The organism is Streptomyces sp. NPDC030296 (assembly GCF_055572815.1).
Genome location: NZ_JBVICQ010000004.1, coordinates 703,677 through 718,674, shown reverse-complemented (window position 1 = coordinate 718,674; position 14,998 = coordinate 703,677). Strand labels below are relative to the sequence as shown.

The 14,998-nt window shown below is 69.3% G+C and carries 11 protein-coding genes and 1 tRNA gene; 1 reads left to right on the top strand and 11 read right to left on the bottom strand.

Annotated features, from left to right (window positions below; genetic code table 11):
• Positions 1 to 88 precede the first annotated feature (88 nt).
• From ACZ4Z3_RS15095 to fxsA, 9 genes are all read right to left on the bottom strand, one after another.
• The gene (locus ACZ4Z3_RS15095) at positions 89 to 1,276 is read right to left on the bottom strand and encodes an ABC transporter ATP-binding protein (protein WP_468501353.1); all 1,188 of its coding nucleotides are present in this window, start codon (positions 1,274 to 1,276) and stop codon (positions 89 to 91) included.
• Positions 1,277 to 1,328: 52 nt separating this feature from the next.
• Positions 1,329 to 2,162 carry a carbohydrate ABC transporter permease gene (locus tag ACZ4Z3_RS15090; RefSeq protein ID WP_468501352.1) on the bottom strand — a complete coding sequence of 278 codons (834 nt, stop codon included), beginning with the start codon at positions 2,160 to 2,162 and terminating at the stop codon, positions 1,329 to 1,331.
• Complete coding sequence (locus tag ACZ4Z3_RS15085; protein WP_468501351.1) at positions 2,162 to 3,121, bottom strand: carbohydrate ABC transporter permease; 960 nt, start codon at positions 3,119 to 3,121, stop codon at positions 2,162 to 2,164. The genes ACZ4Z3_RS15090 and ACZ4Z3_RS15085 overlap by 1 nt, the downstream gene beginning before the upstream one ends.
• A gap of 70 nt (positions 3,122 to 3,191) precedes the next feature.
• Complete coding sequence (locus tag ACZ4Z3_RS15080; RefSeq protein ID WP_468501350.1) at positions 3,192 to 4,454, bottom strand: ABC transporter substrate-binding protein; 1,263 nt, start codon at positions 4,452 to 4,454, stop codon at positions 3,192 to 3,194.
• Between the two features lie 258 nt (positions 4,455 to 4,712).
• Positions 4,713 to 4,786, bottom strand: a tRNA-Pro gene (locus ACZ4Z3_RS15075).
• Between the two features lie 188 nt (positions 4,787 to 4,974).
• Positions 4,975 to 9,006, bottom strand: coding sequence for an FxSxx-COOH system tetratricopeptide repeat protein (gene fxsT / locus ACZ4Z3_RS15070; protein WP_468501349.1), 4,032 nt, complete (start codon positions 9,004 to 9,006; stop codon positions 4,975 to 4,977).
• Positions 9,003 to 10,340, bottom strand: a complete 1,338-nt coding sequence (locus tag ACZ4Z3_RS15065; RefSeq protein ID WP_468501348.1) for a TIR-like protein FxsC — start codon at positions 10,338 to 10,340, stop codon at positions 9,003 to 9,005. The genes fxsT and ACZ4Z3_RS15065 overlap by 4 nt, the downstream gene beginning before the upstream one ends.
• 328 nt (positions 10,341 to 10,668) lie before the next feature.
• Entirely contained in the window at positions 10,669 to 11,880 is a 1,212-nt protein-coding gene (locus ACZ4Z3_RS15060) for an FxsB family cyclophane-forming radical SAM/SPASM peptide maturase (RefSeq protein WP_468501456.1), read from the bottom strand.
• Positions 11,881 to 11,912: 32 nt separating this feature from the next.
• Positions 11,913 to 12,095, bottom strand: a complete 183-nt coding sequence (fxsA, locus tag ACZ4Z3_RS15055) for an FxSxx-COOH cyclophane-containing RiPP peptide (RefSeq protein WP_468501347.1) — start codon at positions 12,093 to 12,095, stop codon at positions 11,913 to 11,915.
• Between the two features lie 451 nt (positions 12,096 to 12,546).
• Here fxsA and ACZ4Z3_RS15050 point away from each other — a divergent pair, with 451 nt between their 5' ends.
• Positions 12,547 to 12,933, top strand: coding sequence for a DUF6083 domain-containing protein (locus tag ACZ4Z3_RS15050; protein WP_468501346.1), 387 nt, complete (start codon positions 12,547 to 12,549; stop codon positions 12,931 to 12,933).
• 63 nt (positions 12,934 to 12,996) lie between these two features.
• Here the strand turns inward: ACZ4Z3_RS15050 and ACZ4Z3_RS15045 are convergent, their stop codons facing one another.
• Both ACZ4Z3_RS15045 and ACZ4Z3_RS15040 read right to left on the bottom strand, forming a co-directional pair.
• The gene (locus tag ACZ4Z3_RS15045; RefSeq protein WP_468501345.1) at positions 12,997 to 13,908 is read right to left on the bottom strand and encodes a YceI family protein; all 912 of its coding nucleotides are present in this window, start codon (positions 13,906 to 13,908) and stop codon (positions 12,997 to 12,999) included.
• A 39-nt stretch (positions 13,909 to 13,947) separates the two neighbouring features.
• The gene (locus tag ACZ4Z3_RS15040) at positions 13,948 to 14,985 is read right to left on the bottom strand and encodes a maleylacetate reductase (protein WP_468501455.1); all 1,038 of its coding nucleotides are present in this window, start codon (positions 14,983 to 14,985) and stop codon (positions 13,948 to 13,950) included.
• Positions 14,986 to 14,998: the final 13 nt, after the last annotated feature.

The window sequence follows — 14,998 nt, the reverse complement described above, 5'->3', positions numbered from 1 at the left end:
AGGGACGGAGCAGGGCCGGGCCGAGGGAAGGCCGTTCTCCCACCGATGGGGCAACGGCCTCCGACCCGACGTCCGACATCGGCCGCCGTCAGTCCACCCGTTCCGGATGCGTGAGGTTCGCTCCGCTCGCCGGGTCGAACACATGGGCCTTGGCCATGTCCACCCGCAGCTCCATGGGCTCACCCTCGCGCGCACGTGTGGCGGCGTCCAGACGGGCCACGATCTGATGGGTGTCGGCCCCCGTGTCGCGCAGACCCGAGTCCTTGGCGAGCTCCTCCAACTCGGTGGTCGTCGCGCGTCCGCCCTCCGCGGTGAAGTAGACGTACACATCGGAGCCCAGCGACTCCAGTACCTCCACGGTGGCGGTGAAGACCGGGCTCGTACGGTCCCGCTCGTGGGAGAGGGCCGCGTCCTCGAACGCCTCCGGCCGCAGCCCGATGATGACCTCGCGTGGCGCGTTCTGCTCCTCCAACGACCGTCTCGTACGGTCGTCGAGGGGCAGGTCGCCCACGGGTGAGCGCAGGGCAGCGCCCTCGAGGGTGGCGTTCAGGAAGTTCATGGCCGGGGAACCGATGAAGCCGGCGACGAAGATGTTGCGCGGCAGGTCGTACAGCTCGGCAGGTGTCCCGATCTGCTGGACAAGGCCCTGTCGCATGACCACGACCCGGTCGCCGAGCGTCATCGCCTCGGTCTGGTCGTGGGTGACGTACACGGTGGTCGTACCGAGGCGCCGTTGCAGCCGGGAGATCTGGGTGCGCATCTGCACCCGGAGCTTGGCATCCAGGTTGGACAGCGGCTCGTCCATCAGGAACGCCTTGGGATCACGGACGATCGCCCGTCCCATGGCCACCCGCTGACGCTGACCGCCCGAGAGATTGGCGGGCTTGCGGTCCAGGTGTTCGGTCAGATCGAGGATCCGTGCGGCCTCCGTGACCTTGGCGTCGATGGTGGCCTTGTCCACCTTGGCCAGACGCAGCGGGAAGCCCATGTTCTCCCGGACGCTCATGTGCGGGTAGAGGGCGTAGCTCTGGAAGACCATGGCGACGTCGCGTTCCTTGGGAGCGAGGTCGTTGACGACGCGGTCTCCGATGCGGAGGGTGCCCTCGGTGATGTCCTCCAGGCCGGCGATCATGTTCAGTGTGGTGGACTTGCCGCAACCCGACGGACCGACCAGGATCACGAACTCGCCGTCGGCGATCTCGAGGTCCACGTCCTTGACGGCGAGGGACCCGTCGGGAAAGCGCTTGGTGACTCCCTCGAGGATGATCTCGGCCATGGGTGGTGCCTCCTTGCCTTAGGACGCGTGCTGCCTGCCACGGTCGGGGAGTTCACCCCTTGACCGCCCCTGAGGTCAGTCCGGCGACGATCCGCCGCTGGAAGAGCAGGACGAAGACGATGATGGGGATGGTGATGACCACGGCGGCGGCGGCGATCGACCCCGTGGGCTGCTGGAACTGGGAGCTCCCGGTGAAGAACGCGATCGCGGCGGGCACGGTGCGCGCGGACTCGGTGGAGGTCAGCGAGATCGCGAACAGGAAGTCGTTCCAGCAGAAGATGAACACGAGGATGGCCGTGGTGAACACGCCCGGCGCGGCCAGCGGCACGATGACCATGCGGAAGGCCTGCGCGGGCGTCGCCCCGTCGACCTTGGCGGCCTTCTCGAGGTCCCAGGGGATCTCCCGGAAGAAGGCGGACAGGGTGTAGATGGCGAGCGGCAGGGAGAACGTCATGTACGGGATGATCAGCCCGATCCAGGTGTCGAAGATCCCGATGATCCGCTCGATGTTGAACAGCGGCGACACCAGGGAGATCGGCGGGAACATGGCGATCAGCAACGACATGCCGATGAGGACCCGCTTGCCGGGGAAGCGCAACCGCGCCACCGCGTAGGCGGCCATGGTGCCCAGCGCCACCGCGATCGCCGTGGCGATCAGGGCGATACCGATCGAGTTGATCAGCGCCCGGGTGAACTCGGAGGTCTCGAAGATGCCCCGGTAGTTGTCCCAGGTCCAGTCCGTGGGGATGTAGTTGCCGTCCGTCAGGGTGCTGGGGTTCTTGAACGACAGTGCGGCGATCCATCCCACGGGGAACAGTGCGTACAGCACGACCAGAACGTTCAGGAGACCCCATCGGGCGGCATGTGTCTTTCCGACTGCGGCCATCAGCGCTTCACCTCCGCGCCGGGTGCGGCAGCGCCGAACAGTTTGACGAAGGTGAAGGAGATGATCCCGACGCAGATGAAGATCAGGACCGAGATCGCCGAGCCGATGCCCAGGTTCAGCGCGGTGAACAGGTTGTCGTACCCGAGGATCGACACCGAGCCGGTTCCCTGGGCGCCCGCGGTCAGGATGTAGATGTTGTCGAAGATCCGGAACGCGTCCAGGGTACGAAAGAGCAGTGCCACGAGGATGGCCGGTTTCATCAGCGGCAGCATCACCTTGGTGAAGCGCTGCCAGGCGGTGGCACCGTCCACCATGGCCGCTCTCAGGGTCTCCTCGGGGACCAGCGCGAGGCCCGCGAGCAGCAGCAGAGCCATGAACGGCGTCGTCTTCCACACCTCGGCGAGGATGATCAGCCAGAGGGCGGGCCACTGTTCGGTCAGGGGAGCGTCCCCCTGGGGCAGCAACTCGGCCAGATATCCGAGGTCCGGGGTCCACGCGTACTGCCAGGAGAAGGCGGCCACCACGGTGACGATCCCGTACGGGATGAGGACCGACGTGCGGACGACGCCTCGCCAGAAGATCGTGCGGTGCATCACGAGGGCGAGCCCCATTCCGAGGACCAGTTCGATCGCCACGGACACGGCGGTGATGAACAACGTGACCCAGAAGGCGTCCCACCAGAACGGAGAGGTCAGCACCGCCCCGTAGTTGCTCAGTCCCACGAACTCCGCCCGTCCGGGAAAGCGCAGGTCATAGCGCTGGAGGGACAGGTAGACGGCGTATCCGACGGGGTAGGCGGTCACGGCGATCATGACGACGACAGCCGGCGCGCAGAGCAGCCAGCCGAGTCGGCGCTCCTGTCTGGCGCCCGCCGAGAGTGCCGAGCGGTCCGGTTCCGCCCTGCCCGTCTGCGTCCCGGGGGGTGGCGGGGCTCCGGCCGGTTCCGCCCGCGTGCTCATCTCGGGCCGTCCGAGGACGCGACCCGCGCACGGGAGAGCCGACCGACAGAGGGGGGCGGGAGGAGGTGGTTCACGGGATCACACCCTCGGATCGCAGGGCATCGTCGATCTGTTCCTTGATGGTGTCGACCGAGCTCACGGGTTCGATCCCGGACGGCGGGGACAGGGTGTGGGAGACCGCGATCGACACGTTCTGGTAGACCGGGGTGATCGGGCGCACGCTTCCCGCTTCCAGGGCGGCCAGCACGTCCCGGGAGAAGGGGTACTCCTTCATGAACGCGGGCTCGTCGTACAGGGCGCGCAGCGTGGGGGGCAGACCGCCCTCGAGCGCTGCGGCGAGTTGGTTCTCCCGGTTGCGCAGGCACAGTGCCGCCTCGAAGGCCAGGTCGGGGTGGCGTGAGTAAGCGCTCACCGCCAGGTCGATGCCTCCGATGGTGGGCCGTGCGGGGCGGTTCGCGTCGACCCGGGGGTACGGCGCCCAGCGGAAGTTCTTGAACAGCTCGGGGTTGTTCGTCTTCATCGACGGATAGACGAACGGGTAGTTGAGCTCGAACGCCGCCGTTCCCGACTCCATGGCGAGCCGGTTCTGGTCCTCCATCTGGTTGGGGAGGGAGGGGTCCGCGGCGGAGGAGTCCGCGAGATCACGCATGACCTGCGCGGCCCGGACGGCAGGGGGGCCGAGGGAGGGCGCGGTCGCGCTCGCGTTGAGGATGGTGCCGCCCGCACTGTTGATCAGCGTGTTGAACCAGACGGTCAGGCCCTCGTACTGGGCGCCCTGGATCTCCACGAAGTGCGGTTTGCCCTGTCGGGCGAGGGCCTCGGCCATGTCGAGCATCTCGGCCCAGGTCGTGGGCGGCCTGGGTACGAGGTCCTTGCGGTACCACAGGAGCTGGGTGTTGGCGTTGTACGGGACGGCGTACAGCTTGCCCTTCCAGGTCGAGGTCTGCAGCGGTACGCGCAGGGTGCCCTCGGTGGCCTGCCGCTTGGCCGCGCCCGTCCATTCCCGGATCCAGCGCGCCTCGGCGAACTCCGCCGCCCAGGTGACGTCCAGGCCCAGGATGTCGAGCGATTCGTCCTCGGCGGCGAGTCTGCGGACGAGCTGCTGGCGCTGGCCGTCCGCGGCGCGCGGGAGCCTGTTGTAGCTGATCCGGTAACGCCCGCCCGACGCCCGGCTGCACCCGTCGGCGGCCTTCTGGAGGGCACCGGAGTCGTCGGGGAAGTTGTACCAGTTGAGGGTGGGCGTACCGGAACCCTCGTCGTCGCCGCATGCGGTGAGCACCGACGCCAGCAACGGCAGCACGGCGAACGCCCGGAGCCAGCGCCTCGTGTGCATGGGCTCCCCACCTCGCTTCCGGACGGTGACAGGGGACTCGGGCCTCGCGGTGTTTCCTCCTGCGCACACTAAAGACCACAAAAAATGAGATCAAGCACATATAGCCGCAAATCGCCCTGCGGTTTGTCAGGCCACCCATTCGACGAACCCGCTGGCGCGGAGGAGGGGTGGTGGGCCGAGGGACGAGCGGGCGGGGAGAAACGAAAAGGCCGGTCTCGGAAACATCCGAAACCGGCCCTCATGTGCGACTCTTTCGAGTCGGGACGACAGGATTTGAACCTGCGACCCCTTGACCCCCAGTCAAGTGCGCTACCAAGCTGCGCCACGTCCCGTCGCGATCTCCACGGTGCCCGCACTACCGACTCGTGCTCCGTGTGAACGCGCAGGTAAACCCTACCCTACATAGCCCGCAGCAGACGGCGGGGTTACGCAGGGCCGCACCGAGGACGGCCTGAAACGGGAGGCCTTGCGGACGACGTCGTCCGCAAGGCCTCCCGTTGGTGCGTGTGATGCGGTGGTGTCAGGTCACCGGGGGCTCGATGTCCGCGTCGATGGGCTGCCAGCGGGTGACCGCTCGGGTCAGAGGGTGGTCGCCGCCGAGTTCCGGGCTGTCGGTGGCACGGCGTTCCGCTTCGGCGTGGAGCCCGGCGGCCTCCTCGTGCCGTGCCTCGGCGTCGTCGGAGTCGTCGCGGCGCAGTTCGACCGCGAGGTTCGAGGCGCCGGCGATGGCGAGATAGTGGTCGGGGCCGAGCACCTCCGTGAGCCCCTCGTACGCCTCGCGGCCCACCGCCAGGGCCCGTTCGTGGTCCCCGCTCTCGGAGAGGTCCGTCGCGTGGTTGAGCATGCAGGTGAGGGTGTAGGGGTGGCGGGGGCCCAGCAGGCGTCGGAAGCGGTCGAACGTGCGGGTCGACAGTTCCCGTGCGGCTTCCCGCTCTCCGGTCAGCCGGAGCAGGACGGACAGGTTGTTGGCGCAGGCCAGGGTGAAGACATGGTCCGGGCCGAACTTGCGCTCGTACCGGTCGAGCGTTTCCTTGGCGAGTTCACGGCCCCGTACCGACTCGCCCCGGTCGTAGAGGTCGGCGGCGAGGTTGCTGGCGATGGCCAGCGTGTCGGGGTGGTCCGGGCCGAGCTCTTTCAGGGCCTGCTCGTAGGTGTCGTTCGTGAGCTTGTGGGCCGCCTCGTAGGCGCCCAGTCGGCGGTAGATGATCGCCGCGCCGAGGGAGGCCCGGAAGGTGACCAGGTGTTCGGGGCCGAGCGCCCGCCGGCTGCGCTTCAGCGTGTCCTCGACGAGTTTCCGGGCTTCCTGGAAGCGCCCGGCGGCCCGGAGGTCGCGGTTGAAGTTGTTGGCGGAGTTGAGCGTGGATCGCTCGTCGGGCCCGGAGATCTCCCTGCGCTGCTTGAGGATGTCCCGGTTGGTGTCGCGGGCCGCCTGCCGGTCGCCGGACAGGAACTCGGACACCGCGAGGTTGTTGGCCGCCGCCAACGTGCGCGGGTGGCCGTCGCCGAAGACCCTGCGGGTCCGCCGCAGCGTGGCCCGGTCGCTCTCCATCGCGTCGGCGTACCTGCCGACACCGCGCAGGTCGGCGCCGAGACTCATGGCCGCGCCGAGGGTGTAGGGGTGGTCGTCGCCGAGGATCCGGCTGCCCCGCTCGTACACGTCGCGTGTCACTTCGTACGCCTCGGGCAGGCGTCCCTGGTCGCGCAAGGCGTTGCCGAGTTCGGTGCGCAGGCGCAGCACGAGCGCGTCGTCCTCACCGAAGCGGGGTTGCCAGCTGGTGAGGACCCGTTCGGCGGTCCGGTTGGCGGTGTCGGCGTCGCCGCTGCGCCACAGGTAGCGCACGGTGTCGCAGATCCACTGCCGGACGGGCAGGGCGTCGCTCTCCTGGGCCCGGGTCGGCCACAGGTGCGGCAGCAGCGCGCTGTACCGGCGCCAGCTATCGGACTCGTCCGGGCTCTTGGGGTTGGCCTGGCCGAGGACTGCGTGGGCCCGCGCCCGCATGGCGGTCTGGTCCTCCGGGCTGAGCTGGTCGCGCAGGACCCGCTGGATCAGGCGGTGCAGGGTCAGGGTGTCGGTCCGCTCGTCCACCTGGGCGAGTCCGTTGCGGACGATCTCCCCGTAGAGCCTGCTCATCATCAGCGGGTCGGAGAGGCTCGGGTCGTGGCGTTCCAGCAGTTCGAGGGCGGGACGGCTGCTGAGCATGTCCCGGGGGATCGGATCCGGGCCGAAGAACGCGCAGAGCTGGAGGAGGACGGCCGCGGCGGGCGTGCGCGACTTCAGCCGATCGAGTGACCAGCTGGCCGCTGCCGATGTCGGGTAATCGGGGGCTGACTGGTTGCGCAGGATGTCGGTCATCTGAGTTCGGAGCATCTCCACATAGGTGGCCACGGGCATCGCCGACTCCTGCAATGAGGCGGCGGCCAGGCTCACGGCCAGTGGGAAGTCCCCGAGTTCCTCGGCCACCCGAGCCGCCTCGGCGGGCTCCAGGGCCTGGTTGTAGCGGCGCAGCAGCGCGACGCTCTCCTCACGGGTGAAGAGGTCGACCTCGATGCGTGCCGCGCGTTCGGCCCATGCCGGATTCCGCGAGGTGATGAGGATGTGGTGACCTGGCCCACTGACCGGAACCAGACCGTCCAGGTCGGCCGGTTTCTCGGCGTTGTCGTAGACGAGCAGCCAGCGCGCGTGGGGGGTGCCGCGGCGCAGCTTGTCCAGCACCTCGTTGCATATGGCCGCCAAATCCTTGCCACCGAGGGGCACACCGAGATGCCCGGCCAGCGAGTTCAGGTCCTGGCGGATCTGCGTCGATTCCGCTGCGTTGATCCACCACACCAGATCGTAATCGGATTCGAAGCGGTACGCGTACTCAAGTGCCACCTGTGTCTTGCCCACGCCACCGAGTCCGTAGAGGGCCTGGGGAAGTACGGCGGTGGTGCCGGCGAGCAGGCTGTCGCGCAGTCGTTCGATGAGTGTCCGGCGGCCCGTGAAGGCGACGTTCCGTTGGGGGCGTCCCCCTATGACCTGGGGCGGGGTGCCGGGGAGCCGGGTGGCGGCGGCGAGGCTCACGGCGGTGGCGCGGGGTCCCGGTTCGGTGGGGCTGCCGCGGTCGACGACGGTCAGCAGTCGGACCACGGCCTCCTCGGCGGAGACCCCGGCGAGGCTGACCGTCGCGGAGGGCGCGAACTCCGGCGGGGGCGGGGAGTCGTCGACCCGCAGGGGGACGACCATGCCTATCTGGCCCGACGGGTCGCGGCGCCGGATCTGGTGCCAGATCTCACGCGCCTGCGGCAGGGCGGTGTACTGCGGGGAGAGCAGCACGATCATGCGTCCTTCGCCCGCCAGGGTGCGGTCCACTCCGGCCGGTGGCGCGAGGGCGGCGGCCGGGTCGTCCACCTCGATGGGGGCGAGCGTCGCCTCGTACCCGGCGGCCCGCAGGACGCTGACGGTCCAGTCCGCCCACAGTCGGTCGGTGGCGGCGTAGTTGACGTAGAAGTCCTTGCGCAGCGTCGGCGCAGTGCGTTCGTACTCGGCGCGGAGTGTCCGGCGGTACGGCTCGGGCATGTTGTTCAGCCGGGTCACCCGGTTGTCGGTGAGCCGGGCGGTGAGGCGTTCGAAAGCGGCGAGGAGGGTGCCGTCCTGGCGCCGTTCTCCCACCGTCGCGGGGATCTCCTCGTACGCGTAGCTGGGCTTGTACGGGATCTCGACACTGCTCCAGTACTGGTCCTGCTCGTCGGCCGGTACCCAGTCCAGGAAGGGCGCGAAGAGGCTGCGGGCCTGGTGGCGGCCGGCCTCCAGACGGTCGCGGCCTGCGTCCTCGACGCGCATAGGGACGGGGACGATGCGGATGTCGCGCTGGGCGTGGGAGTTGCGGCGGACGGAACGTGCCACGTGGGCCGCGCCGTTGACGCCCTGCCGGCTCAGGGTGAAGCAGTCGACGACGATGTCGGGCATGACGACCGTGCAGATGCTCGCGGTGTCGCTGAGGCCGGTGCGGCTGTCGATCAGGACGTAGTCGTACCGTGCGGCCATGTCGTCGCGCAGCGCGGTGAGGAAGTCGGCGCCGCCCATGCGGTAGAAGGTGCCCCAGTCGAAGGTGCTGACGGTGACGGCGTAGGTGTCGGGGTCCTGGACGCCGGCGGGGAGCAGATCGAGTTTGCCGCCGGGGGGCAGCCTCAGTTCGGTGCCGACGGTGTAGCGGTCGACTCGGGCTAGTTCACGGGGGTCGGGGCCGTCGGGGTGGCCGCCGCCACGAGGGGGTGGCCCGGCGGCTCCGGCGTTCTCCGCGCCGGAGGCGACCCGTTGCGCCACGGAGCGGCGGGCGAAGTCGCTGACCATCTCGATGACGCCGGCGCTCTCGGTGAGATCGGGGTCGGCCAGCAGGGGTTGGAGGTAGGTGTGCAGTCCGGGGGCTTCGAGATCCCAGTCCACGACGAGGACGCGCAGACCGTTGCTCGCGAGGATCCAGGCGGTGTTGACCAGCGCCATGGTGCGCCCCGTGCCGCCCTTGAAGGAGTAGAAGGTGATGATGGTGCCACGGCCGCGGTCGTCATGGGTCATCTGTCCTGCTCCTGCTCTAAGGGAAGGGGATCGGAGGAGGGGCGGGCAGGCTGCGGGCGCGCGGGGCCGTTCGGCTCGGGCCGGGCGACGGCCACGGTGCTCAGGACGGGGAGCGACGCGGAGGTGATCCGTGACCTCTCCGGGGAGTCGAGCTTGATCGTCTCCAGGAAGGAGAACAAATGGTTCTGCACCTTGGCCACGACGGCGTGGAGAGCCCCGTCGAATTCGTCCGAGCCGATTCCGGATTGGAGCAGCGGCAGGGGATCCCCCGCTCCTTTCGCCCAGTTCAGCGGTAGGACGCTGCGGACCGCCTCCCAGTAGGGCTTGCTCTGGGGTCCGTCACCCGCCTCGTCGGGACCGCAGGGAACGATGGCCGCGCTGCCCGGATGGTTGCTCCGGTCGTAGGCGCGCAGGGCGCTTCCGTACGGTTCGTCCGCGGCGGCCCGCGCCTCCACCAGGAGGACCGCGACCTGCCCCTGCCCACGGGCCTCGTCCAGGGTGGCGCCGAGGACGTCCGAGACGACGTCGGTGCGCACCGTGAAGCCCCGCTCCTCCAGGAGTTGGCTCGCTCTCCTGGCCAGGGGCTCCGGGGATTCGGTGTGGTAGGGGTTCCAGTCGGTCGGGCTCTCCCCGTGGCACCCCGGGTCCGTGGACCTTTGGTGGTGGGCGGTCTCGGAGGTTCGGGCGGCGACGAGCAGCAGGGCGTGGCTGCCCGGCTCCGCGCGCTGGGCGGCGGACGGGAAGGGTCCGGCGGATTCCGGTGCGGTGAGGTCCAGGCCCTCGGCCGCCGGTATGCGGAAGTGTTCGGCGGCCACGAGGATCTGCCGCGCGAGGAGGTTCACGATGCGGCGGTACTCCTCGCCGCCCGGGTCGGCCACCAGGATGCGGCGCAGTCCCCACTGCGCGTAGTTCTCGCCGAATTCGAGGTTGTCGTACTGGATGTGGGCGGCACCTGCCGGAATGCTCTGTACGGGCTCCCACAGAACGGGGATGAGCGCCTTGGCATCCACTCCGGCCAGTTCCCGGTGGCTGCGCTGCCGGTCCTCGAAGGCCTTCCATTCGCGGCCACAGAAGTCGCTTCTGAAGTAGTCCGGAGTGTAAAGCGCCAGCATGGTGCGGCAGTGGCCCAGGGCATCCCCGAGTGCCGCGTTCCAGTCCTGGCCGATTTGAATGGACTGGACGTCCAGAAAAGGACGGTCGAAGGGCACGGGTTTGCCCTTGCGTAATCGCCGCAGCTCTTGGCGCAATTCTGCGCACAGGTCGTCGTAAAACCGCTTGACGAGGACCCGCGGTCCGCGCCTGCGCGCATAGCTCAGGAAGAAGTACGGTTCCAACGAGCCCCCGACGTGCCGCGATCGCGGGGTCCCTACCGTGGGGTGGACGGATTCTCTCGCTTCGGAAGGTGACCGACACCGGCGGAAGTGCACGCGGTTCGGTTGCCTCCCACACCTCCTCACCCCCCAACCGGTACCCCTCAGCCATTGCCTTGGTTGAGTCGTGCCGAGACAGAGAACTGTACCCCTGTCCGGCCTGACGGGCCCCTTTTCGGCAGGACCCGATGCATGCATTCCCCTGATCTCCGCCTCCAACTCCCCTTCTCAGCGTGCTTGTTATCGGGAGGCTGCACAGAGCTCACGCGTGCGCCCTGGTCGCGCTCCGGGCTCAGGGAAGGGTTGACGGCTGTTCCGGTGGGGTCTCGGTGACCTGCGCCAGTTCCGTATGGATACGGGAGTTGACGTGAGTGATGAATGCGGCGAGGTCGTGGCAGTAGACCGAAGGATTGTCGAAGTCGGTGGCCGGGTGGTGGCGATGGGTGTAGAGACCGCCGCCGCAGACCTGGGCCAGTGCGCAGTCCCGGCAGACCGGGGCGAGGCCGTGGAGGCCGGACTGTCTGCGGCGTACCGTCTCCGTCGCCAGCGCCTCGGTGAAGGAGTGGCGGAAGACATCGAAGCCGGTCTCGGGTGCGCCCGGTGCGACGACCTTCAGCGAGTCGGAGTGTTCCATGGTCCCGTCGGTCTCGATGACCACGAGGTCGACCGGGGTGAGTCCGAACGCCTCGGTGTTGACCGCTCCGCCGAGCACCCCGGACATCACCTCCTCGAACATGCGGACTCGGGTCTCCATGCGCGGCGCGTCGAACCACCGGTCGAACGCAGCGCCGAGCCAGCGCGCGTACGGCGTCAGCTCGTCCGGTGGCGACACACCGGCCGGGGGGCGCTCCGGAGGGGTCGTCCGGTGCTCCAGACCGGGCGGAGGGCGTCGCCACGTGCCGTGCGGCAGCAGGAAGTCGACGCGGGGCGGGGCGAAGTCCAGCAGGGCCTCGTAGGTCTCGACGGGGTCGTTGGCGAGGTCCAGTGTGCAGAGGAGCCCCACGTAGAGGTCTCTGTGGCGGGGGTCGTCGAGCAGGCGCAGTCCTTCGGCGACACGGGCGTGGCTGGGGCGGCCGTTGGCGAACCGGCGGTGCCGGTCGTGTGCCGCCGGGGTCCCGTCCAGGCTGACGGCCACACCCACGCGGTGGCGGTGCAGCAGGGTGAGGAACTCCTCGTCGAGGAGGATGCCGTTCGACTGCATCGAGCAGTGGACCTCGACCTCGGAGGAGGCGAGGCGTTCGGTGAGGACGGTGAGGAGTTCGCCCAGGTGGGCCTTGCCCACCAGGAGGGGTTCCCCGCCGTGGAGGATGACACGGACCGCGGGGAGCCGGTGTTGCCGGGCGTGCTCGGCGATCCGGTCGGCGGCCTGCCGGACGATGTCGAGGGACATCGCTCCGGGCCGTCTGCGCCAGCTCTGGTCGGCGGCGAAATACACATAACAGTAGTCACACGACAAGTTGCATAAACTATGCACTTTCAGCAAGAACTGCCGGAAGGGAACCACGGGCGCGTCCCCCGAACCGGCCTCCGTCGTCGTCACAGCGCACTGTCGAAGACGACGTCGATCGTCCTCGACGAGCCGTCTCGCTCCTGGAGGTGGCGTCGCACGGCGTGACCCAACGCCGTGTTCTTCCGGGCCACCACCTTCAGCCGACAGGTCGGCACGGTGGAGATGTCGACCAGTCGTGTGCTGTCGTGGCTGTTCTGAGGCGCGTCCATGCCTTGCTGCCTCCCTGAGAGCCGCTTGGGTGCGGAGAAGGTGCCCCGCCCGGATACATTCCCTGTCCATGCTCTGTCAGTGCTGTTCGCACGTCCACAAGACAGTTGGCGTCAACCGGGCCGGGGAGCCGCCAAAGCTTGGCGTGCGCACAGGGAAATCCGGAATACGGCCACCAAGCCGATGTGAGCGGGATTTCTGTATTTCGCCCGTGATTCCGCTTCCGCACCGCAACCGACCGACGGCGGGGAATGGTGAGCGATCCCGCCGCCGACTCGTGCGCGGAGCCATGGGTGGAGTTGTCCAGATGGCCTCCTCGGCCGCTGCTGCCGTGCCCATTGGTCCGGCCCGCGACCGGTGTGCTCTCGCCTGTCGCCCCGTGCCTCTGCCACCTCACGGTTCCCGTCCGATTACCGCGGTGTGCGGCCGAGTGTTCGGCCGCACGCTCACGGTATGGGGGTGGACAGGGTGCCGCAGTTGGGCAGCGGGAACGTTCACATGTGCCCGGTGTGCGGGCTGCCGCAGGAACGCGTGCCGACTCTTGATCACGACTGGGTGATGTTGGAGCCGGACCTTCATGTGCTGGCGCATCTGGTACCTGCGGACCATCGGTGGATCACTCTGTCGGACGGCCGGGTGACGGTGTACGGGGTGTGGCCGCCGGATCCGTCGCAGCGTTGTCGGATCGAGCACCGTCTGGCCTGTTCCGGACAGCGGTTGCCGGATCTCTGGCCCTGGTTGTCGGTGTTGCGGCAGGAGAACCGGCGGCGGGCGGAGCGGCTTGCGGCCGGTGAACCGGTTCAGGTTCCGGCAGAGAGGGAACTGCCTGACGCAGGCTGAACGAGCAACCTGAACCGCCTGCGTCTTGCGTCTCGCGGGAGTTCCCGGTCACGGTTCCGCTCGTCACTCCGGCGGCGTGGGGGTGTCGTGGGTGCGGTACATCGCCTGGACGTCGAGTTCCAGTTGGACCGTGGGGCCGACGACGGCTATGCCTCGGGCGAGCATCGTGCGCCAGTTGAGGGTGTAGTCCTCGCGGTGGAGTTCGGCCTTGGCCAGGGCGGCGCAGCGGAGTTCCTCGCCGTAGCCGCCGTTGACGGTGCCCAGGTAGGTCGTGTCGAGGGCGACGGAACGGCTGACGCCGTGCATCGTGAGGGTGCCCTGGAGCGTCCACTTGCTGCCGCCCCGGTAGGCGAAGCGGTGGCTGGTGAAGTCGATGTGGGGGAAGCGCTCGACGTCGAGGAAGTCGGCCGAACGCAGGTGCGCGTCACGCGTGTTGTTGCCCGTGTTGATGCTGGACGCGTCGATGCGGACGTGGACGCGGGACTCGGTGACGTCCTGGGCGACCTGCATTCCGCCCTCGAAGCGTTCGAAGCGGCCATGGACGTGTGCCATGCCGACGTGCTTGGCGATGAAGCGGATCGCGGTGTGCGGCGGGTCGAAGAGCCAGGTGCCGGGGACGGGGAGTTCCAACTGGCGGGCCGAGCGCAGCCAGACGCGTTCCGGGGTCGGGCCGGCGTCCGGGACGATCTCCACGGACTCCCGGTGTGGTTCGAGCCCCTCGGCCACGATCAGCAGGCTGTACGCGCCCGGCGGCAGGACGGCCATGAAGTAGCCGTACGGGTCGGTGGTGCCGCGGGTCGCGACCCGGTGGCTGCGGAGTTCCGTCACCGTCACCTCGGCCGCGCCCATGGGCTGGTTCACCGGGTCCAGGACCTCACGGACGAGGGCACCCGCGCCGGGCGGGACCGGAAGCGTCAGGCCCGCGGCTCCCCGGGTGGCTTGGGAGGAGCGCCGCCGGAGCAGTCCGAGGGGCATGCTGTTCACCTTTCAGTTCTCGATGGGCGGTCGGTCGGGTCAGGTGGGTGACGGCCGGTCCCCCGCGTACGCCGCTCGTAGTACGTCGAGGACGCCCGTCTCGGTGACCTCGCGCGGGTTGGAGTACGCCTGCCCGGCGACCTGGGGGGCGGCCACCGCCAAGTCGGCCTGTTTCAAGCCGAGTTCGGCGAGGGAGCGTGGGGCGCCCAGGCGGCCGGACAGCTCCCACAGGGCGTACGGGGCGTCGTCGGTGTCCAGGGCCCGGCCGAGTGCCGCGAGGGCCTCGGGGGCCGCGGGGGCGTTGTGGGCCAGCGCGTACGGGAGGACGACCGTGTGGGTCTCGGCGTGCGGCAGGCCGAAGGTGCCGCCGAGGACGTGGCAGAGCTTGTGGTGCAGACCCATGGTGGTCGCGCCGAGCGCGGCACCGCACAGCCAGGCGCCGTAGAGCGCGCGGCCCCGGGCGTCGAGGTCCTGCGGATCGGCCGCCAGTTCGGGCAGCGCGCGGGTCATGGCCCGGGCGCCCTCCGCCGCCGTCAGCGACACCAGAGGGGTGGCGTCCGGCGCGTAGAGGGCCTCCGCCGCGTGGGCGACCGCGTTGATGCCGCTGGTCACGGTCAGCGGCAGGGGGAGGGAAAGGGTCAGTTCGGGGTCGTAGACGACGCTGCGGGGCAGGACGGACGGGTCCCGGCCGGTGCGTTTGGCGCCGTGCTCGGTCAGTCCCCAGACGGGGGTCATCTCCGAGCCCGAGTACGTCGACGGCACCGCGATCAGCGGCAGGCCGGTGCGCAGCGCGATGGCCTTGCCCAGGCCGATCGCGGAGCCCCCGCCGACGGCGACACATCCGTCGGCCCCGGCGGCGCGCGCCACCTCGACGGCCCGTTCGGCGACCTCGACGGGCACGTGCATACGGGCCTCGGTGTGCAGCCCGGCGCAGGCGTCGCCCAGGGAGTCCGCGACGGCCCGGGCGGTCTCCGTGCCCCGGGGGCCGGACACCACCAACAGCCGTCGCAGGCCCAGGCGTTCGGCCTCGCCCCGTACGGCGGTCACCGAGGCGCCGGCGCGGAGCACCACCCGCATGGGCGGCGACTCG